This is a genomic window from Streptomyces sp. NPDC021012 (assembly GCF_044333355.1).
GTDB lineage: Bacteria > Actinomycetota > Actinomycetes > Streptomycetales > Streptomycetaceae > Streptomyces.
In genome coordinates this window covers 808,311-826,698 of sequence record NZ_JBIRQU010000001.1, presented here as the reverse complement: position 1 = coordinate 826,698, position 18,388 = coordinate 808,311, and the positions used below count along the sequence as shown (strand labels likewise).

Genomic DNA, 18,388 nt, shown 5'->3' with positions numbered 1-18,388 from the left:
CCTCACTTGACGCTGCCGGCCGTCAGACCGGCCTTCCAGTGGCGCTGGAGGGAGACGAAGGCGACGACGAGGGGGACGACGGCGAGCAGTGATCCGGTGACGACGAGGGGGTAGAAGTCGGGTTCGGCGTGGGCGTTGCTGTTCCACGCGTACAGGCCGAGGCTCAGCGGGTAGAGCTTCTGGTCCGAGAGCATCACCAGGGGGAGGAAGAAGTTGTTCCAGACGGCGGTGAACTGGAAGAGGAAGACGGTCACGAAGCCGGGCATGACCATGCGCAGGCCGATGGACCAGAAGACGCGCATCTCACCGGCCCCGTCGATACGGGCGGCCTCCAGGGCCTCGTCGGGGATGTAGCCGGCGCAGAAGACGCGGGAGAGGTAGACGCCGAAGGGGTTGACGAGGACGGGGACCAGGACGGCCCAGTAGGTGTTGACGATCCCGATCTCGCTGGCCAGGAGGTACATCGGCAGGGCGAGCGCGGTGGTGGGGACGAGCACGCCCAGGAGGACGAGGCCGAAGAGCTTCTCCTTGCCGCGGAAGTCGTAGACGTGGAAGGCGTATCCGGCGGCGACGCTGATGAGGGAGCAGGCGAGGGCGCCGACTCCCGCGTAGAGGAGGCTGTTGGCGTACCAGTGGAAGTAGACGCCGTCGTTGTACGCGGCGAGCCGGGAGAGGTTGCCGCCGAGGTCGAAGCCCTCGAAGGAGAAGGCGTCTCCGGCGAGGAGGCCGCCGGCGTCCTTGGTGGCGGCGGTGAGCAGCCAGACCAGGGGGAAGAGCATGTAGACGACGGCGAGGACGAGGGCGCCGTTGACGGCCGCCTTCGAGAGCCATCGGTTCGGGGTGCGGGGCCGGCTCATGCGGTCTTCTCCTTCCGTGCCTCGTCCGGCTTCCGGCGGCCCGTCAGCCTGGTCACCGCGAAGGAGAGCAGCGCCGCCGTCAGGGCGAGGAGTACGGAGGCCGCGGCGGCGAGTCCGTAGTCGTTGCGGTCGAAGGCCGCGGTGTAGGCGTACATGTTCGGCGTCCAGGTGGAGGTGACGGCGGAGCCGGTGCCCTTGTTGAGGATGAGCGGCTCGGTGAAGAGCTGGAGGGAGCCGATGACCGTGAAGAGGCCGACCATCGCGAGGGAGGCCCTGACGAGCGGGACCTTGACGGCGAAGGCGATGCGCCAGGCGCCGGCGCCGTCGACGGTGGCCGCTTCGAGGACGGAGCGGTCGATGGCCTGGAGGGCGGCGTAGAAGATGACCATGTTGTAGCCGAGCCACTCCCACAGGGCGATGTTGACGACGGACGGCAGGGTGCCCTCGGGGGAGAAGAAGTCGAAGCCGATGCCTCCGGCGTCCATGGCCCGCACGACCGGGCTGAGCTGGGGCGTGTAGAGGTAGACCCAGATCAGGGCGGCGATGATGCCGGGGACGGCGTGCGGCAGGAAGAGCGCGAGCTGGAAGAAGCGGCGGGCGCGGGCGAGCGCCGAGTCGAGCAGGAGGGCGAGGCCGAGGGCTCCGGCGAGCAGCAGCGGGATGTAGAGCAGGCAGTATCCGAGCAGGACGCCGAAGCCTTCGAGGAAGGCCCGGTCACCCAGCGCCGCGGTGTAGTTGGCGAGGCCGGTGAAGACGGTCTCGGTGCCGCCGAAGCCCAGTCCGGACTGCTTCTCGGTGAAGAGGCTGAGCCAGACCGCGTATCCGATCGGCACCACCATCACCGCGGTGAACAGGACGAGGAAGGGGGTCAGCAGGAGCGCCGCGGCGCGGGTGCGGGCCTTCATCCGGTCAGCCCTCGACCTTCAGGCCGCGCTTGGTGAGTTCGGCGACGGTGGCGTCGTGGCCGGCCTTGACGGCGTCGGCGATGGACGGGCCGCCCTGGGCGAGCTTGCCGAAGGCGTCCTTGATCGCGGTGTTGGTGGTGCCGGAGGTCGGGCCCCAGGACCAGTTGGGGTTGATGGAGGCGCCGGCGGCCTCGAAGAGGGCGTAGACGTCCTGGCCGCCGTAGAAGCTCGCGTCGAAGGCCTTCTTGGCGACGGGGCGCAGGTCGGCGTCGGCCGGGAAGGCGCTGGAGGTGCCGGAGGCGATCCGGGACTTGACGCCCTCCTCGGTGGTGGACATCCACTCGGCGAAGGAGACGGCCGCGGCCTTCTGCCTGCTGTCCTTGGTCACGGCGAAGGAGGTGCCGCCGAGCATGCCGCTGGCGGGCTTGCCGTCCCAGGTGGGGATGGGGGCGACGGCCCACTTGCCGCCCATCTCGGGGACGTTGCCCTTGAGGACGCCAGCGCCCCAGGAGGCGCCGAGGTAGCCGACGGTGGTGCCGTTCTTGAGGGAGCCGACCCACTCGGGGCTGAAGGAGGCGTCCTTGTGGACGAGGTCGGCGTCGAGGAGGCCCTGCCAGTAGGCGGTGACCCTGGTGGTGGCCGGGTCGGTGGTGTTGATCTTCCAGGTGTCGTTCTCGGCCTTGAACCACTGGGCGCCGGCCTGCCAGACCTGGGCCTCGAAGGTGGCCGGGTCGTCGGGGAAGAAGGTGGCGATGCGGGCCTTGGCGTCGGCCTTCTTGACCTGCTCGGCGGCCTTCTTGAACTCGTCCCAGGTGGCGGGGACCTGGATCTTGTACTTGGCGAAGAGGTCCTTGCGGTAGAAGAAGGCCTGCGGGGCGGCGTCGAAGGGGACGGCCCAGGACTTCCCGCCGAGGGTGGTGAGTTCGACGGACTGCGGGAGGAGCTTGGCGCGGTCGGCCTCGGTGAATTGGTCGCCGATGTCCTGGAGGGCGCCGGAGCTCACGAACTCGGGGAGCGCGGCGTACTCGATGGAGACCAGGTCGGGGGCGTTGCCCGCCTTCACGGCGTTGGAGATCTTGGCGTAGCCGCCGGCGTTGCCGGAGGGGATCTCCTCGAACTTCACCTGGATGTCCTTGTGGGAGGCGTTGAAGGCGTCCACGACGTCCTTGGAGCCCTTGGCCCAGCCCCAGAAGGTGATGGTCACGGGCCCGGACGGCTTGCTGGCGGTGTCGTCACCGCCGCCGCCGCAGGCCGTGAGGACGGCCAGGGCGGTGGCGGTGCCGGCTATGACGCGGGACGTTCTGCTCCAGGTACGGGTCACGGCACGGCTCCTGAGGGCGGGGCGGCTGGGGTTGTGGCCGTGATCCTGTGACCGTTCATGACCGAAGTCAAGAGCGAAAGATTGATTGATCGAAAAAAGATCAGATCGAAGGTGTGGGCTGGGCGCCGCACGAGTCCCGCACCCGCAGCCACGGCAGCAGGCTCAGATGGCGCCGCGCCGCCTCCTCGTCGGAGGCCTCCGCGAGCCGCTCCACCAGGAGTTCCGTGGCGTGCCGGCCCACCTGGCGCTTCGGCGGGGCGACCGCCGTCAGCGGGGTGTCGGCGAGGGCGGCGACCTCGTCGTCGTACGCGATCAGGGCCAGGTCCTGCGGCACCCGTACGCCCAGCTCGGCCAGGCGCTGCACGATCTCGATCGCGTCCACGTCGTTGTGGACCAGGGCCGCGCTCGCCAGGCCCGAGCCGACGGCCTCGTGCAGCGCCCGCACCGCCCGCTCGAAGCCCTCCGGATCCGCCTCGGCCGGTACGGAGTCGATGACCGGGCGCGGCTCCTTCAGGCCGAGCGTCCCCAGCGCCTCGGCGTAGCCCGCGCGCACCGCGAAGGCGGTCGGGGAGTCCCGGCGGGCCACGAGGAGAGGTGTCGCGTGGCCGAGCGAGAGCAGGTGGCGCAGGGCGAGCAGCACGCCGTGGGCGTGGTCGGAGGCGACCCGGTCCAGGCCGTCGAGCGGGCTGCCGGGCTCGGCGCGGCGCTCCAGGAGGACGGCCGGCACGGGCAGTTCGGCCAGCCAGTCGCCGTACGCGAGCCGGTCCTCGGGCAGTCCGCGCCAGCCGGGCGCGACGAGGACGCCCTCGGCGCCCGCCGCGAGGAGGCCCTCGACGCGGGCCCGGTCCTCCTCCGGCCGGTAGTCGGAGATCCGCAGCACGAGCCGCGCCCCGGCGCGGGCCGCCGCCTCGTGCGCCCCCCGGATGACCTCGGCGAAGTAGTACGTGGCGGAGGGCACGAGCAGGCCGAGGACCAGGCCCTCGCCGGAGCGCCCGGCGGCCCCGCGCCGGGGCCAGGAGACCTGGCCGTGCACCCGGTCGAGCAGGCCCTGGGCGGCCAGGGCCTCGACGTCCCGGCGGGCGGTGACGGGGGAGACCCCGAGGCGTTCGGCCAGTTCGGAGACGCGGGCGGTGCCGCGCTCGCGCACCAGGGCCAGCAGTCGGTCGTGTCGTTCGGCAGCACTCTCGCGCACGGCGCGGTTCCCCCTCGCGGTGGTGGTGGTCCCCTGAGCCTAGCTCCAGAGATGATCGAATGACAGAACTTTCGATCATTCGATCCGATTCTCTTGACGTCCGCTCGAAGTCTGTCCAGGATTCCCGGCGACCCGGGATTCCCGAGGACCCAGGACTCCCGGCGATCCAGGACTCCCGGCGACGCAGACGCCGTGACAGGCCCCAGGGAGCATGATGCCCACGCCGCCCGAGAACCGTGAGCTCAGCCCGTACACCGGCTGGACCCGTGCCCACTGGGAGGCCGCGGCCGACCGGCTCCTCCTGGACGTCCGCCCCTTCGCCTCACCCGGCGGCGGTCTCATCGACCTCCCCGGGCCCCGCCCCAGCTGGTCCGGCCCCCGCTCCGACGGCCTGGAGGGCTGGGCCCGCACCTTCCTCCTCGCCGCCCTCCGCGTCGCCGGCGCCCACGGCGAGGACCCGGACGGCCACCTCGACCGGTACGCCGGTGGCCTCGCGGCCGGGACGGAGAAACCGGGACGGCACGACGACCCCGACTCCTGGCCCCTGATGGCCGACACCCGCCAGGCGATCGTCGAATCCGCCTCCGTCGCCCTCGGCCTCCGCCTCACCCGCCCCTGGCTCTGGGACCGCCTCGACGACCGCACCCGGCAGCGGGCCGCCGACTGGCTCCTGCCCGCCCTCGCGCCCTCCCCGGTCGACAACAACTGGTGGCTCTTCGGCCTCACCGTCGCCGGCTTCCTCCAGGACGCCGGCATCGAGACCGACCGCGCCGCCGCCACGATCGACCGCTCCCTCGCCCGGATCGAGGACTGGTACCTCGGCGACGGCTGGTACAGCGACGGCGACAACCGGGCCTTCGACCACTACAACGCCTGGGCCCTGCACTTCTACCCCGTCCTCCACGCCCACCTCGCCGGCGACGGGGACCTCCTCGACCGGTACGGCCCCCGGCTCCGCGCCCACCTCGACGCGTACGTCCACCTCTTCGACGCGAACGGCGCCCCCGTCCCGTACGGGCGCTCCCTGACCTACCGCTTCGCCGCGGCCGCCGCCCCCTGGCTCGGCACCCTCACCGGCCACACCCCGCTCAGCCCCGGCGCCACCCGCCGCCTCGCCTCCGGGACCCTGCGGTACTTCCTCGACCGCGGCGCCACCGACGAGCGCGGGCTCCTCGGCCTCGGCTGGCACGGCCCGTACCCGCCGCTCGTCCAGGAGTACTCGGGCCCCGGCTCCCCCTACTGGGCGTCCAAGGGCTTCCTCGGCCTCCTCCTGCCCGCCGGCCACCCCGCCTGGACCGACCCCGAGGAACCCCTGCCCGCCGAACGCGCCGACACGGTCCTCCCCCTCGCCCCCGCCGGGCTGCTCGTCCAGACCACCGCCGCCGACGGGCTCGTACGCCTCCACAACCACGGCAGCAACCACGTCCACAGCGCGCCCGGCGAGGAGGACGACCCCGGCTACGCCCGCCACGCCTACTCCACCCGAACGGGACCCAGTACGGGGACGGCGGCGTCCGACAACCACTTCGCCCTGATCGTCGACGGCCGGGCGACCCCCCGGGGTCCCGCCGTCCCGGCCGGCACCGGCCCCGACCGGGCCGCCTCCGTCCACCAGCCTCTGCCCGGCGTCCGGGTCCTCTCCACGACCCTCGTCCACGGCCGCGCCGAACTCCGCGCCCACCTCGTCCTCGGCGCCCCCGAGGGGACCCCCGTACGACAGACCGGCTGGGCCGTCACCCCCGAAGGACCGCACGCCCAGCTCCACCCGGTCCACGGCTACCGCCCCGGGACCGGGGAACTCCCCACCGGGGAGACCCTTCAGGGTCCCGGCAGCCGCACCCTGGCCGTGCACGGCACCACGCACGGCCCCGCCGCGCTCTTCGTGGCCCTCGCGTCCCTCACGGCCGAGCCCGACCCCGCACCCGTCTCGACGCTCGCGCACGTCCGCGTCGACGGGCGCCTGCTGACGGTGACCTGGCGGGACGGCACCACGGCGCACCTCGACCCGAGCAGCCCCGAGGAGCCCTGAGGTCCTGAGGTCCTGAGGTCCTGAGGAGGGCTTACTCCGGGATCAGGGCCTACTCCGGCCCGTACTTGCGACCCGCCTTGGAGGAGACCCCGCCCAGCAGGCCGCGCGGCGCCAGCTTCACCACCCCCATGAGGGCCTTGTAGCGGGGGTCCGGGATCGACAGGGTCTTCCCCCGCTTGAGGTCGGTGAGCGCCGCCGTCACCAGCTTGTCCGCGTCGAGCCACATCCAGCCCGGGATGTTGTCCGTGCCCATCCCGGCCCGCTCGTGGAACTCGGTCCGCACGAAGCCGGGGCAGAGCGCCATCAGCCGCACCCCGCTGCCCGCGAGGTCCCGGGCCGCGCCCTGGGTGAACTGCACGACCCAGGCCTTCGAGGCGCCGTACGTGCCGCGGGGCACGAAGGCCGCGACCGAGGCGACGTTCACCACGGCGCCCCGGTGGCGGCCCTTCATCGCGGCGGCGGCCGCCGAGGTCAGCCGCAGCACCGCCTCGCAGTGCACCGTCAGCATCTTCAGCTCGTCGGCCATGGAGACGTCGAGGAAACGGCCCTTGTTGGCGAAGCCCGCGTTGTTCACGAGTATGTCCACCGGCCGCTTCGGGTCCGAGAGCCGGGCCTCGACGGCGGCGATGCCCTCCTCCTCGGAGAGGTCCGCCGCGAGGACCTCGGCCTCGACCCCGTGCCGGTCGTGCAGCTCGGTCGCCTGCTCCCGCAGCCGCTTCACGTCCCTGGCCACGAGCACGACGTCGTGGCCGTCCGCCGCCAGTCTCCGTGCGAAGGCGGCCCCGATGCCCGCGGTGGCGCCCGTAATCAGTGCAGTCGTCATACGGGCAACCTAGTGCCTGCCCTTCGGATCGGGCCGGGCTCGCGGGGCCCGATCCGAGAGGCAGGCCTGGTGCCCCGTCCCGTGGCTACGCCTGGGCGTACTTCTCCTTGTACCGGCGGGCGAGCGCGAGGAGTCCGGACTCCATCCACTCGGCGGCGGCCAACATGGCGGGCAGCTGGTCGCGTTCGGTGGTCGCGGCGCGGTGCAGGCGCGCCACGGTGATGTCGTGGTCCGGCCGGTGCAGCACGGTGATCGGGTCGCCGGCCCGCACCTCGCCCGGCACGATCACCCGCAGCAGCGCGCCGGGACCGGCCTCGGACTGCGTGAACCGCTTCACCCAGCCCTTCTCCTCGACGAAGCCCGCGAAGGTGCGGCACGGGATGCGGCCGCCGGTCACCTCCAGGACCACCTCCCCGCCGATCCGCCACCGCTCCCCGATCAGGGCGCCGTTCACGTCGAGGCCCAGGGTGGTGAGGTTCTCGCCGAAGGAGCCGTTGGCCAGTTCGCGGCCGAGCTCCCGCTCCCACAGGTCCATGTCCTCGCGGGCGAAGGCGTACGCCGCCCGGTCGTCGCCGCCGTGGAAGCGCAGGTCGCAGACCGTGTCCCCGGCGACCCCGCTGGCCCCGACACCGGGCGCCCCCGGCGCCTCGATCCGTACGGGCCCCTCCACCGGGCGCTTGTCGATGCCCGTCATCCCCGAGGCGGCGTCCGTGTACTCCACGGCCCTGGCTCGGCCCACATTCACGCTCAGCAAGGTCATGCGGGCACTGTACGGGCGACCATCTCAAAGGCGCTCGCGAGAATAGGCGACTTCACCCAAGAGTCGCTTATGCTGGACGCATGATCGAGGCCCGCCACCTCCGCGTCCTGCGCGCCGTCGCCGCCACCGGCTCGTTCTCGGCCGCCGCGCGCGAACTCGGCTGCACCCAGCCCGCCGTCAGCCAGCAGATGAAGGCGCTCGAAACCTCCGCCGGCACGCCGCTGCTGATCCGTACGGGACGCGAGATGCGCCTCACCCAGGCCGGCGAGGTCCTGGTGCGCCACGCCTCCGGCATCCTCGCCGGGCTCACCGCCGCCGAGGAGGAGGTCGCCGCCATCGCCGGGCTCCGGGCGGGCCGCGTCCGGCTGGTCTCCTTCCCGAGCGGCAGCTCCACGCTCGTGCCCACCGCGCTCGCCGCGCTGCGGGCCGCGCACCCCGGCACCCGCGTCTCCCTCGTCGAGGCCGAACCGCCGCGCTCGATCGAGATGCTCCGCGAGGGCGACTGCGACATCGCGCTCGCGTTCCGGTACGGGGCCGGGCAGGCCGAATGGGACGACCTGGTGGTCCGCCCGCTGCTCGCCGACCGGCTCGTCGGCCTGGTTCCCGAGGGGCACCGGCTCGCCGGGGCCGGGTCGGTCGGCATCGCGGAGCTGGCGGACGAGTCCTGGATCGCGGGCTGCCCGCGCTGCCGCCGCCAGCTCGTGGACGTCTGCGAGGAGGCGGGCTTCACGCCCCGCATCGACTTCGCCACCGACGACTACCCGGCCGTGGTGGGCCTGGTCGGCGCCGGTCTGGGCGTCGCCGTCCTGCCGGAGCTGGCGATCGAGTCCGTACGGCCCAAGGGCGCGCGGACCGTGGCCGTGGAGCCGGCCGTGGAGCGGGAGATCGTGGCCCTGACGCTGCCGGACCTCGCGCAGGTCCCGGCCGTGGCCGCCACGCTCGACGAACTGATCCGGGCCGCCGCGCGGAGCTGAACCGCACCGCCACGCGCGCGCGTAGGGGCGACGCACGGCGCGGGGCCGTACGGGTGATGTTCGGTCAGACGGCGCTCAGGAGGTGCCCAGTCGGCGCTCGCCGCACTGAGGACCGTACTGGAACCGCGCTGAAGAAACGTTCCTTCACATACGTTCCCCGATGGCTGTCATGGATGTCATCGACGTCATGGATGTCGTGGACGCGGCGGACGCGACCGGCGCGGCGGCCGGTGGCGTCGTGATCAGGCGATTGCGCGCACGTCCCATGAGCTCTTCGCGTTCGTCCTCGGTGAGGCCGCCCCAAACACCGTAGGGCTCCCGCACGGCGAGTGCGTGTGCCGCGCACTCCGCGCGCACCGGGCACCGCATGCAGACCTCTTTCGCCGAGTTCTCGCGCGCACTCCGTGCCGCGCCGCGCTCTCCCTCGGGGTGGAAGAACAGGGAGCTGTCGACTCCGCGGCAGGCCGCGAGGAGTTGCCAGTCCCACAGATCGGCGTTGGGTCCGGGAAGGCGGGAGAAATCTGCCATTGCGCTTGTCCCCTTGAAACCGTGTCGAACGGATAGGTGGGCGGGTGGATGGCTGATGGCCGGGGCTCCTCGGGCCCCGACAGGTCCGGGCGATACACCTACTGTCGAAGTAGATGTAAATATGACTCATTGCGAATCTAGCCACAGACACTGCGAAAAGGGAAGAAATCCCGCTAAATGGGGCATAGCTTTTGATGTTGGGGCGAACGACCCGCGACACTCTCCTCCGCGCACGACTCCTCACGTAGAGTGCCGAAGACGCCGTCCGACCCGTAACTCTTTCGAGTGACCGTCGTTGAGAGTGCAGAGGCGGTTGAAGGAAGAAGCGATCGGGCACATGTCCGAGAGCGTCAACCGCACAGGTGACGATACGTACAGCCCTGGAGGCTCAAGGTGACGCGCAACAGCTGCGAGAGCCGCGGAGGTCAGGCATGACATCCGTCCTCGTCTGCGACGACTCCCCGCTTGCCCGAGAGGCGCTCCGCCGCGCGGTCGCGACCGTGCCCGGCGTCGAGCGCGTGACCACCGCGGCCAACGGCGAGGAAGTCCTCCGCCGCTGGGGCGCGGACCGCTCGGACCTGATTCTGATGGACGTGCGCATGCCCGGCCTGGGCGGCGTGGAGACCGTCCGCCGGCTGCTCTCCGCGGACCCCGGCGCCCGCATCATCATGCTCACGGTCGCCGAGGACCTCGACGGCGTCGCCCTCGCGGTAGCCGCGGGCGCCCGCGGCTACCTGCACAAGGACGCCTCGCGCGCCGAGCTGCGGGCCACGGTCACGCAGGCGCTCGCCGACCCGACCTGGCGACTCGCCCCGCGCCGCCTCCGTTCGGCCGAGATGGGCGCCGCGCCCACCCTCACCGCGCGCGAGATCCAGGTCCTCGAAGGCATGAGCCACGGCCGGTCCAACGCGGAGATCGGGCGCGAGCTCTTCCTCTCCGAGGACACGGTCAAGACCCACGCCCGGCGCCTCTTCAAGAAGCTGGGCGCCTCCGACCGGGCCCACGCCGTCGCGCTCGGATTCCGCTGGGGCCTGGTCCGCTGAATCGCAGGTCACCTGCGGTCTCCCCGTCCGCGCCCGCGTCCGTCGTGGGGTGGACGGGGCGGGCTTGTGTCACTTCCCCGCGGAATGCCGCATCCTTGAGATGTGGAGTTCCTCGGGGACGAGTCGATCGAGCGGGAGGGGAGGGCGCGGGAGATGAGTACCGGCGCACCTGCTCATAACGCTTCGGTGCACAACTACGGACGCGGTGCCGCGAACCGAGAGGCGTCGGGGCACCATGGAGCGATGCGCGACGACGAGACCGTGGGTTCCCCCATGCCTGCCGGGCAGGGGGAGATCGGCGCGCTCGTGCACCGCGCGGTCGACGGCGACGCGCAGGCCACCCACGACCTGCTCGCGCGCGTCCACCCGCTCGCCCTGCGGTACTGCCGCACCCGCCTCAACCGGCTGCCCGGCGACGCCCGGCACTTCGTCGAGGACCTCGCCCAGGAGGTCTGCGTCGCCGTCCTGATGGCGCTGCCGCGCTACAAGGACACGGGCAGGCCCTTCGAGGCCTTCGTCTTCGCCATCGCCGGACACAAGGTCGCCGACCTCCAGCGGGCCGCCATGCGGCACCCGGGGTCCACCGCCGTGCCCTCCGACGAGATGCCCGAGCGGCCCGACGACTCCCTCGGCCCCGAGGAGCGGGCCCTGCTCAGCGACGACGCCGAGTGGGCCAAGAAGCTGCTCGCCAACCTCCCGGAGAACCAGCGCGAACTGCTGGTGCTGCGGGTCGCGGTCGGACTGACCGCCGAGGAGACCGGCCAGATGCTCGGCATGTCCCCGGGCGCCGTCCGGGTCGCCCAGCACCGCGCCCTCAGCCGGCTCCGCGCACTGGCCGAGCAGTAAGCCTTGCCGGGCTCGGTCATCCCTTTCGTACACGTGCGAACGTCCAAAGCTGCCCGCTGATCTTGATCGTGGAATGAGACACGGCTCAAGGCCGTTAGCATGGACATCCCGCACCGATCAAGGCCATTTGGGAAGGTGTCATGACTGCCAACGTCGACGGAGTGCCCGAAAAATTCGCGACACTCGGGCTGACCTACGACGACGTGCTGCTGCTGCCGGGCGCGTCCGACATGGCGCCCGACCAGATCGACACCGCCTCGTACATCTCGAAGAACGTGCGGGTGAACATCCCGCTGCTCTCCGCCGCGATGGACAAGGTCACCGAGTCCCGCATGGCGATCGCCATGGCGCGACAGGGTGGTGTCGGTGTGCTGCACCGCAACCTCTCGATCGCCGACCAGGCGAACCAGGTCGACCTCGTGAAGCGCTCCGAGTCCGGCATGGTCTCGGACCCGATCACGGTCCACCCGGACGCGACGCTCGCCGAGGCCGACGCGATCTGCGCCAAGTTCCGCATCAGCGGCGTCCCGGTCACCGACCCGGCCGGCAAGCTGCTCGGCATCGTCACCAACCGCGACATGGCCTTCGAGTCGGACCGCAGCCGCCAGGTGCGCGAGGTCATGACCCCGATGCCGCTCGTCACCGGCAAGGTCGGCATCTCCGGCGTGGACGCCATGGAGCTGCTGCGCCGCCACAAGATCGAGAAGCTGCCGCTGGTCGACGACGCGGGCATCCTCAAGGGCCTCATCACGGTCAAGGACTTCGTCAAGGCCGAGAAGTACCCGAACGCCGCCAAGGACAAGGAAGGCCGGCTCCTCGTCGGCGCCGCCGTCGGTGTCGCCGGTGACGCGTTCGAGCGCGCCCAGGCCCTGATCGAGGCGGGCGTCGACTTCATCGTCGTCGACACCGCGCACGGCCACTCCCGCCTGGTCGGCGACATGGTCGCCAAGATCAAGTCGAACTCCTCGGTCGACGTCATCGGCGGAAACGTCGCCACCCGCGACGGCGCCCAGGCGCTGATCGACGCCGGCGTCGACGGCATCAAGGTCGGCGTCGGCCCCGGCTCCATCTGCACCACCCGCGTGGTCGCCGGCATCGGCGTCCCGCAGGTCACCGCGATCTACGAGGCCTCCCTCGCCGCCAAGGCGGCCGGCGTCCCGGTCATCGGCGACGGCGGTCTGCAGTACTCCGGCGACATCGCGAAGGCCCTCGTCGCCGGCGCCGACACGGTGATGCTCGGCTCGCTGCTCGCGGGCTGCGAGGAGTCCCCGGGCGAGCTGCTCTTCATCAACGGCAAGCAGTTCAAGTCGTACCGCGGCATGGGCTCGCTCGGCGCCATGCAGTCCCGCGGCGAGCAGCGCTCCTTCTCCAAGGACCGCTACTTCCAGGAGGGCGTCGCCTCCGACGAGAAGCTCGTCCCCGAGGGCATCGAGGGCCAGGTGCCCTACCGCGGCCCGCTCTCGGCCGTCGTCCACCAGCTGGTGGGCGGTCTGCGCCAGTCGATGTTCTACGTCGGCGGGCGCACGGTGCCGGAGCTCCAGGCGAACGGCCGCTTCGTCCGGATCACCTCGGCGGGCCTCAAGGAGAGCCACCCGCACGACATCCAGATGACGGTCGAGGCGCCGAACTACAGCAGGAAGTAACAGCGCGCGACGGAAGGGGCGGTTCCGGCATGTGGCCGGAGCCGCCCCTTCGGCGCGTGTCGGGGATACTGGTAGGCGCAGACATAGAGGGAAAGGCCACACATCGTGACTGAGATCGAGATCGGGCGCGGCAAGCGCGGCCGCAGGGCGTACGCGTTCGACGACATCGCCGTCGTCCCGAGCCGGCGCACCCGGGACCCGAAGGAGGTCTCGATCGCCTGGCAGATCGACGCCTACCGCTTCGAGCTGCCGTTCCTGGCCGCCCCGATGGACTCGGTCGTCTCGCCGCAGACCGCCATCCGCATCGGCGAGCTGGGCGGCCTCGGCGTCCTGAACCTCGAGGGCCTCTGGACCCGGTACGAGGACCCGCAGCCGCTCCTCGACGAGATCGCCGAGCTGGACGAGGAGACCGCGACCCGCCGTCTGCAGGAGATCTACGCCGCCCCGATCAAGGAGGAGCTGATCGGGCAGCGCATCAAGGAGGTGCGCGACTCCGGTGTCGTCACCGCCGCCGCGCTCTCCCCGCAGCGCACCGCGCAGTTCTCCAAGGCCGTCGTCGACGCCGGCGTGGACATCTTCGTCATCCGCGGCACGACCGTCTCCGCCGAGCACGTCTCCGGCGCGGCCGAGCCGCTGAACCTGAAGCAGTTCATCTACGAGCTGGACGTCCCGGTCATCGTCGGCGGCTGCGCCACGTACACCGCGGCCCTGCACCTGATGCGCACCGGCGCGGCGGGCGTCCTCGTCGGCTTCGGCGGCGGCGCCGCGCACACCACCCGCAACGTCCTCGGCATCCAGGTCCCGATGGCGACCGCGGTCGCCGACGTGGCCGCGGCCCGCCGCGACTACATGGACGAGTCCGGCGGCCGGTACGTGCACGTCATCGCCGACGGCGGCGTGGGCTGGTCCGGCGACCTCCCCAAGGCCATCGCCTGCGGCGCCGACGCCGTCATGATGGGCTCCCCGCTGGCCCGCGCCACGGACGCCCCCGGCAAGGGCCACCACTGGGGCATGGAGGCCGTCCACGAGGACGTCCCGCGCGGCAAGCTGGTCGACCTGGGCATCGTCGGCACCACCGAGGAGATCCTCGCCGGCCCGTCGCACATCCCGGACGGCTCCATGAACTTCTTCGGCGCCCTGCGCCGCGCCATGGCCACCACGGGCTACAGCGAGCTCAAGGAGTTCCAGCGCGTCGAGGTCACGGTCGCGGACGCGCAGCACAAGCGCTGACCTTCCGTACGTACGCCGAGGGGCCCCGCACCGGGTGGTGCGGGGCCCCTCCGCGTACGCACTGCTACGGGGTGGCCTTCTTGGCGCCGGAGAACGCGGCGAAGGCGGCGAGGGCGAAGAACAGGAAGGTGAGCGGGTCCAGGTCTTCCTTCCACGCGGACGCGAGCACGTCGAAGTGCTGGAAGAAGAGCTCGGTGGCGGAGACGTGCAGCTCCTTGCCGCCGATGATCGCGAGGGCGATCAGCTGGCCGAGGTACACCGCGCCGAGCGAGAACACGGCGCTGACCACGGGGAGGGCCGGGTTGCGGCCGCCGGCCTTGCCGGCCGCGAAGCCGGTGAGGAAGCCGACGCCCACGGCGGCCCAGCCGATCTCCCGCTCGATGCCACCGGCGATGCCGCCGTAGGCGCCCGCGGCGACGAGAGCCGCGACCAGGGCGGCCACCAGACCGAGGGCCACGTTGTCACGGGCGGGGGCCGGTGGCGGGGCCATCGGGTACTGCTGGGGCGCGGCGCCGTCGGCGAACGGGTTGCCGGGCGGCGGAACGGACTGAGACATGTGGTGGTCCCCCCAGGGAACAGAGAAGTGCGGTCGGCGTGAACGGCGTCAGCCGAGGAGCGCCGCGATCAGCGGCGCGAGGATCATCCCGAACCCGAGCAGGGCCAGTACCCCGCCGACCACGCGGAAGCCGGTGGCGGTGAGGATCCGGCCGTGCGGGCCCAGGTGGCCTGCGGCCTGGGCGCGCAGGTCGAGGTTGCGCAGGTGCCACCGTTCCAGCCGCACGGCGGAGTCCCTCACGTTGAGCGCGACCCAGAGGCCGCAGACCCCTGAGGTCAGGAAGAACGTGAGGAGCAGGAGGATGACGGCGAACATGACGGGGCCCCCGGGACGGTGCGCGCGCGTGGAGCGGTGCGCGCTGAGGTCCCGGAGGCTAGCACCGGTACATGACAACGGCCCAGGGAATTCCGGCGGGGGCCGCCCTCAGAGGCGGTGGGCCGCTCCGGCGGGGGTCGCGCCCCGGGTGTCGAGGAGGAGCTGGGCCTTCACCGAGAGGCCCTGGAGGTCGTAGGTGCGGTGGTGCTGGAGGAGGAGCGTGAGGTCGGCGTGGGCGGCGGCCTCGTAGAGGGAGTCGGCGCGGGGGACGGGGAGGTCGCGGACGCGCCAGTCGGGGACGTGGGGGTCGTGGTAGCTGACGGCCGCGCCCAGGTCCATGAGGCGGCGGGCGATCTCGTCGGCGGGGGAGCCCTGCCGGTCGGGGAGGTCGGGCTTGTAGGTGATGCCGAGGAGGAGGATCCGGGCGCCGCGGGCCGACTTGCCGTGCTCGTTGAGGAGGGTGGCGGCGCGCTGGACGACGTACTGCGGCATCCGCTCGTTGACCTGGCCGGCGAGTTCGACGAGGCGGAGCGGCCGGTGGGCGCCGACGGTGTCGACGGGGACGCCGTGGCCGCCGACGCCGGGGCCGGGGCGGAAGGCCTGGAAGCCGAAGGGCTTGGTCTCGGCGCAGCGGATGACGTCCCACAGGTCGACGCCGAGTTCGTGGCAGAGGACCGCCATCTCGTTGACGAGGGCGATGTTGACGTGCCGGAAGTTGGTCTCCAGGAGCTTGACCGTCTCCGCCTCGCGGGGGCCACGCGCGCGTACCACCTTGTCGGTGAGCCGGCCGTAGAAGGCGGCCGCGGACTCGGTGCAGGCCGGGGTGAGGCCGCCGATGACCTTGGGGGTGCCGGTGTAGCCGTGGGTGCGGCTGCCGGGGTCGAGGCGGCCGGGGGAGTACGCGAGGTGGAAGTCGCGCCCCGCGCGCAGGCCGGAGCCCGTCTCCAGGACCTCGCGGAGGAGGCCCTCGGTGGTGCCCGGGGGGACCGGGGTCTCCAGGACGACGGTGGTGTGGGGGCGCAGCCGGGCGGCGAGCGCGCGGGCGGCGTCGGTGACGGCGGTGAGGTCGAGGGCCCGGTCGGGGCCGAGGGGGGCCGGGGCGCAGAGGACGGCGGTGCGGACCCGGCCGAGCTCGGCGGGGTTGGTGGTCGGCCGGAAGCCCCCCGCGAGCATCCGGCGGATCTCGGGGGCGGTGAGGGAGCCGTCGACGGGGGAGCGTCCGGCGGCGAGTTCGGCGACGGGGCGGGGGTCGGTGTCGTAGCCGACGGTGTCGATGCCTGCGGCGGTGGCGGCCTGGGCCAGGGGGAGTCCGTGGTGGCCGAGGCCGATGACGGCGAGATCAGCGGGCATGTGGGGGTGGGCCGTCCTTCCCGGTAGCCGAGGGGAACGCGACGCGCAAGCCCGGTGGACAGAACGGGTCGAGCGCAATGTCAGACTAGGCGTAAATATGACCGATATCCGGCATTGTGGAGCCGAAGGTCGCCGAGTGTTATCCACAGGTCGGCGGTGAGGCGGTGGCTGAACTCGCGGGGGCGGGCCAGAATCGAGCTGTGAGCCGGACCACACGGGCCCGGTTCGCGGCTCGTGTACGGACGGACCGCGTGCGTGCGCGCATGCGGTACCGACGGGGGACGACGGGAGGCAGCAGCGTGAGGACAGCGACACTGGGACCCGCCGAGCGCTCCGAGGCGCTCGCGGCCATGGCCGAACGAGAGCTGGACGTGCTGGTCGTCGGCGCCGGAGTGGTCGGCGCCGGAACCGCCCTCGACGCCGTCACGAGAGGCCTCTCCACCGGCATCGTGGAGGCCCGCGACTGGGCCTCGGGCACCTCCAGCAGGTCCAGCAAGCTCATCCACGGCGGCCTGCGCTACCTGGAGATGCTGGACTTCGCCCTCGTGCGGGAGGCGCTCAAGGAGCGCGGACTCCTCCTGGAGCGGCTCGCACCCCACCTGGTGAAGCCGGTTCCCTTCCTCTACCCCCTCCAGCACAAGGGCTGGGAGCGGTTCTACGCCGGCTCCGGGGTCGCGCTGTACGACGCGATGTCCCTCTCCTCGGGACACGGCCGCGGACTCCCCGTCCACCGGCACCTCTCCCGCAAGGGCGCCCTGCGCGTCGCGCCCTGCCTGCGGAAGGACGCCCTCGTCGGCGCCCTCCAGTACTACGACGCCCAGATGGACGACGCCCGCTTCGTCACCACCCTCGTGCGCACGGCCGCCTCCTACGGCGCCAGGGCCGCCAGCCGCGCCCGCGTCACCGGCTTCCTCCGCGAGGGCGAGCGGGTCGTCGGCGCGCGCGTCCAGGACGTCGAGGCCGGCGCCGCCTACGAGATCAGGGCCAAGCAGATCGTCAACGCCACCGGCGTGTGGACCGACGACACCCAGGCCCTCATCGGGGAGCGCGGCCAGTTCCACGTCCGCGCCTCCAAGGGCATCCACCTCGTCGTGCCCAAGGACCGCATCCACTCGACCACCGGCCTCATCCTGCGCACCGAGAAGTCCGTCCTGTTCGTCATCCCCTGGGGCCGCCACTGGATCGTCGGCACCACCGACACCGACTGGGACCTCGACAAGGCCCACCCCGCCGCCTCCAGCGCCGACATCGACTACCTCCTGGAGCACGTGAACACCGTGCTCGCCACCCCCCTCACCCGCGACGACGTCCAGGGCGTCTACGCGGGCCTGCGCCCCCTCCTCGCCGGCGAGTCGGACGCCACCAGCAAGCTCTCCCGTGAGCACACCGTCGCCCACCCGGTCCCCGGCCTCGTGGTCGTCGCCGGAGGCAAGTACACGACGTACCGCGTGATGGCGAAGGACGCCGTCGACGAGGCGGTGCACGGACTCGATCAGCGTGTCGCCCCCTGCGTCACCGAGGACACCCCGCTCCTCGGCGCCGAGGGCTACCGCGCCCTGTGGAACGCGCGGGCCAGGATCGCCGCGAGAACCGGCCTGCACGTCGTCCGGATCGAGCATCTCCTCAACCGCTACGGCTCCCTGACGGAGGAGATCCTCGACCTGATCGCGACCGACCCCGGGCTCGGCGAACCGCTCGCGGCGGCCGACGACTACCTGCGCGCCGAGATCGTCTACGCCGCCTCCCACGAGGGCGCGCGCCACCTCGACGACGTCCTCACCAGACGGACCAGGATCTCCATCGAGACCTTCGACCGGGGCACGCTCAGCGCCCGCGAGTGCGCGGAACTGATGGCGCCGGTCCTCGGCTGGGACGACCGCCAGATCGAGAAGGAGGTCGAGCACTACGAGAAGCGGGTGGAGGCGGAGCGCGAGTCGCAGCGGCAGCCCGACGACCTGACGGCGGACGCCGCGCGCCTGGGAGCGCCCGACATCGTGCCCATCTGACGGGACGTCC

17 protein-coding genes are annotated in these 18,388 nt (G+C 72.0%); 7 read left to right on the top strand and 10 right to left on the bottom strand.

What is annotated here, in order from left to right:
• Positions 1-2: 2 nt before the first annotated feature.
• The 4 genes from ACH4TP_RS03750 to ACH4TP_RS03735 form a co-directional block, all read right to left on the bottom strand.
• The gene (locus ACH4TP_RS03750; protein WP_398435528.1) at positions 3-857 is read right to left on the bottom strand and encodes a carbohydrate ABC transporter permease; all 855 of its coding nucleotides are present in this window, start codon (positions 855-857) and stop codon (positions 3-5) included.
• Entirely contained in the window at positions 854-1,762 is a 909-nt protein-coding gene (locus ACH4TP_RS03745; protein ID WP_398435526.1) for a carbohydrate ABC transporter permease, read from the bottom strand. The genes ACH4TP_RS03750 and ACH4TP_RS03745 overlap by 4 nt, the downstream gene beginning before the upstream one ends.
• 4 nt (positions 1,763-1,766) lie before the next feature.
• Positions 1,767-3,083 carry an ABC transporter substrate-binding protein gene (locus tag ACH4TP_RS03740; protein WP_398435524.1) on the bottom strand — a complete coding sequence of 439 codons (1,317 nt, stop codon included), beginning with the start codon at positions 3,081-3,083 and terminating at the stop codon, positions 1,767-1,769.
• Between the two features lie 100 nt (positions 3,084-3,183).
• A complete protein-coding gene (locus tag ACH4TP_RS03735) occupies positions 3,184-4,275 on the bottom strand; it encodes a LacI family DNA-binding transcriptional regulator (protein ID WP_398435522.1) in 1,092 nt (363 codons plus the stop codon).
• A gap of 214 nt (positions 4,276-4,489) precedes the next feature.
• Here ACH4TP_RS03735 and ACH4TP_RS03730 point away from each other — a divergent pair, with 214 nt between their 5' ends.
• Positions 4,490-6,304, top strand: coding sequence for a DUF2264 domain-containing protein (locus ACH4TP_RS03730; RefSeq protein WP_398435779.1), 1,815 nt, complete (start codon positions 4,490-4,492; stop codon positions 6,302-6,304).
• A 49-nt stretch (positions 6,305-6,353) separates the two neighbouring features.
• On the opposite strand, the gene ACH4TP_RS03725 is transcribed toward ACH4TP_RS03730, so the two are convergent.
• Positions 6,354-7,127 (bottom strand): SDR family NAD(P)-dependent oxidoreductase, encoded by a 774-nt coding sequence (locus ACH4TP_RS03725; protein ID WP_389220773.1) that lies wholly within the window; start codon positions 7,125-7,127, stop codon positions 6,354-6,356.
• An 85-nt stretch (positions 7,128-7,212) separates the two neighbouring features.
• Positions 7,213-7,887, bottom strand: a complete 675-nt coding sequence (locus ACH4TP_RS03720) for an MOSC domain-containing protein (RefSeq protein WP_398435520.1) — start codon at positions 7,885-7,887, stop codon at positions 7,213-7,215.
• Positions 7,888-7,967: 80 nt separating this feature from the next.
• Between ACH4TP_RS03720 and ACH4TP_RS03715 the strand changes: the two genes are divergently transcribed.
• Positions 7,968-8,861 carry a LysR family transcriptional regulator gene (locus ACH4TP_RS03715; RefSeq protein WP_389220767.1) on the top strand — a complete coding sequence of 298 codons (894 nt, stop codon included), beginning with the start codon at positions 7,968-7,970 and terminating at the stop codon, positions 8,859-8,861.
• Between the two features lie 144 nt (positions 8,862-9,005).
• Here the strand turns inward: ACH4TP_RS03715 and ACH4TP_RS03710 are convergent, their stop codons facing one another.
• Positions 9,006-9,389, bottom strand: coding sequence for a WhiB family transcriptional regulator (locus ACH4TP_RS03710; RefSeq protein ID WP_389220764.1), 384 nt, complete (start codon positions 9,387-9,389; stop codon positions 9,006-9,008).
• Between the two features lie 431 nt (positions 9,390-9,820).
• On the opposite strand from ACH4TP_RS03710, the gene ACH4TP_RS03705 reads away from it, so the two are divergent.
• The 4 genes from ACH4TP_RS03705 to ACH4TP_RS03690 all read left to right on the top strand — a co-directional run bounded on the left by ACH4TP_RS03705 (position 9,821) and on the right by ACH4TP_RS03690 (position 14,151).
• Complete coding sequence (locus ACH4TP_RS03705) at positions 9,821-10,432, top strand: response regulator transcription factor (protein WP_003948568.1); 612 nt, start codon at positions 9,821-9,823, stop codon at positions 10,430-10,432.
• Between the two features lie 243 nt (positions 10,433-10,675).
• Complete coding sequence (locus tag ACH4TP_RS03700) at positions 10,676-11,278, top strand: sigma-70 family RNA polymerase sigma factor (RefSeq protein ID WP_030211429.1); 603 nt, start codon at positions 10,676-10,678, stop codon at positions 11,276-11,278.
• Between the two features lie 140 nt (positions 11,279-11,418).
• Positions 11,419-12,921 (top strand): IMP dehydrogenase, encoded by a 1,503-nt coding sequence (gene guaB, locus ACH4TP_RS03695; protein ID WP_389220761.1) that lies wholly within the window; start codon positions 11,419-11,421, stop codon positions 12,919-12,921.
• Positions 12,922-13,026: 105 nt separating this feature from the next.
• On the top strand, positions 13,027-14,151 hold the full coding sequence (locus ACH4TP_RS03690) for a GuaB3 family IMP dehydrogenase-related protein (protein ID WP_388844152.1): 1,125 nt from the start codon (positions 13,027-13,029) through the stop codon (positions 14,149-14,151).
• Positions 14,152-14,215: 64 nt separating this feature from the next.
• Here the strand turns inward: ACH4TP_RS03690 and ACH4TP_RS03685 are convergent, their stop codons facing one another.
• The 3 genes from ACH4TP_RS03685 to ACH4TP_RS03675 all read right to left on the bottom strand — a co-directional run bounded on the left by ACH4TP_RS03685 (position 14,216) and on the right by ACH4TP_RS03675 (position 16,372).
• The gene (locus tag ACH4TP_RS03685; protein WP_389220759.1) at positions 14,216-14,707 is read right to left on the bottom strand and encodes a hypothetical protein; all 492 of its coding nucleotides are present in this window, start codon (positions 14,705-14,707) and stop codon (positions 14,216-14,218) included.
• Positions 14,708-14,755: 48 nt separating this feature from the next.
• A complete protein-coding gene (locus ACH4TP_RS03680) occupies positions 14,756-15,022 on the bottom strand; it encodes a hypothetical protein (RefSeq protein WP_398184244.1) in 267 nt (88 codons plus the stop codon).
• A gap of 108 nt (positions 15,023-15,130) precedes the next feature.
• On the bottom strand, positions 15,131-16,372 hold the full coding sequence (locus tag ACH4TP_RS03675) for a nucleotide sugar dehydrogenase (RefSeq protein ID WP_398184247.1): 1,242 nt from the start codon (positions 16,370-16,372) through the stop codon (positions 15,131-15,133).
• A gap of 299 nt (positions 16,373-16,671) precedes the next feature.
• On the opposite strand from ACH4TP_RS03675, the gene ACH4TP_RS03670 reads away from it, so the two are divergent.
• Positions 16,672-18,378: a glycerol-3-phosphate dehydrogenase/oxidase gene (locus ACH4TP_RS03670; protein WP_398184250.1), complete on the top strand. Its 1,707-nt coding sequence runs from the start codon at positions 16,672-16,674 to the stop codon at positions 18,376-18,378.
• The last annotated feature ends 10 nt before the right edge of the window (positions 18,379-18,388 follow it).

What these genes read in the sequence shown, in the direction of transcription:
- ACH4TP_RS03685 (WP_389220759.1), bottom strand. Translation starts at nt 14,707, where the DNA reads ATGTCTCAGTCCGTTCCGCCGCCCGGCAACCCGTTCGCCGACGGCGCC.
- ACH4TP_RS03750 (WP_398435528.1), bottom strand. Translation starts at nt 857, where the DNA reads ATGAGCCGGCCCCGCACCCCGAACCGATGGCTCTCGAAGGCGGCCGTC.
- ACH4TP_RS03700 (WP_030211429.1), top strand. Translation starts at nt 10,676, where the DNA reads ATGCGCGACGACGAGACCGTGGGTTCCCCCATGCCTGCCGGGCAGGGG.
- guaB (WP_389220761.1), top strand. Translation starts at nt 11,419, where the DNA reads ATGACTGCCAACGTCGACGGAGTGCCCGAAAAATTCGCGACACTCGGG.
- ACH4TP_RS03680 (WP_398184244.1), bottom strand. Translation starts at nt 15,022, where the DNA reads ATGTTCGCCGTCATCCTCCTGCTCCTCACGTTCTTCCTGACCTCAGGG.
- ACH4TP_RS03715 (WP_389220767.1), top strand. Translation starts at nt 7,968, where the DNA reads ATGATCGAGGCCCGCCACCTCCGCGTCCTGCGCGCCGTCGCCGCCACC.
- ACH4TP_RS03710 (WP_389220764.1), bottom strand. Translation starts at nt 9,389, where the DNA reads ATGGCAGATTTCTCCCGCCTTCCCGGACCCAACGCCGATCTGTGGGAC.
- ACH4TP_RS03675 (WP_398184247.1), bottom strand. Translation starts at nt 16,372, where the DNA reads ATGCCCGCTGATCTCGCCGTCATCGGCCTCGGCCACCACGGACTCCCC.
- ACH4TP_RS03730 (WP_398435779.1), top strand. Translation starts at nt 4,490, where the DNA reads ATGCCCACGCCGCCCGAGAACCGTGAGCTCAGCCCGTACACCGGCTGG.
- ACH4TP_RS03725 (WP_389220773.1), bottom strand. Translation starts at nt 7,127, where the DNA reads ATGACGACTGCACTGATTACGGGCGCCACCGCGGGCATCGGGGCCGCC.
- ACH4TP_RS03720 (WP_398435520.1), bottom strand. Translation starts at nt 7,887, where the DNA reads ATGACCTTGCTGAGCGTGAATGTGGGCCGAGCCAGGGCCGTGGAGTAC.
- ACH4TP_RS03705 (WP_003948568.1), top strand. Translation starts at nt 9,821, where the DNA reads ATGACATCCGTCCTCGTCTGCGACGACTCCCCGCTTGCCCGAGAGGCG.
- ACH4TP_RS03745 (WP_398435526.1), bottom strand. Translation starts at nt 1,762, where the DNA reads ATGAAGGCCCGCACCCGCGCCGCGGCGCTCCTGCTGACCCCCTTCCTC.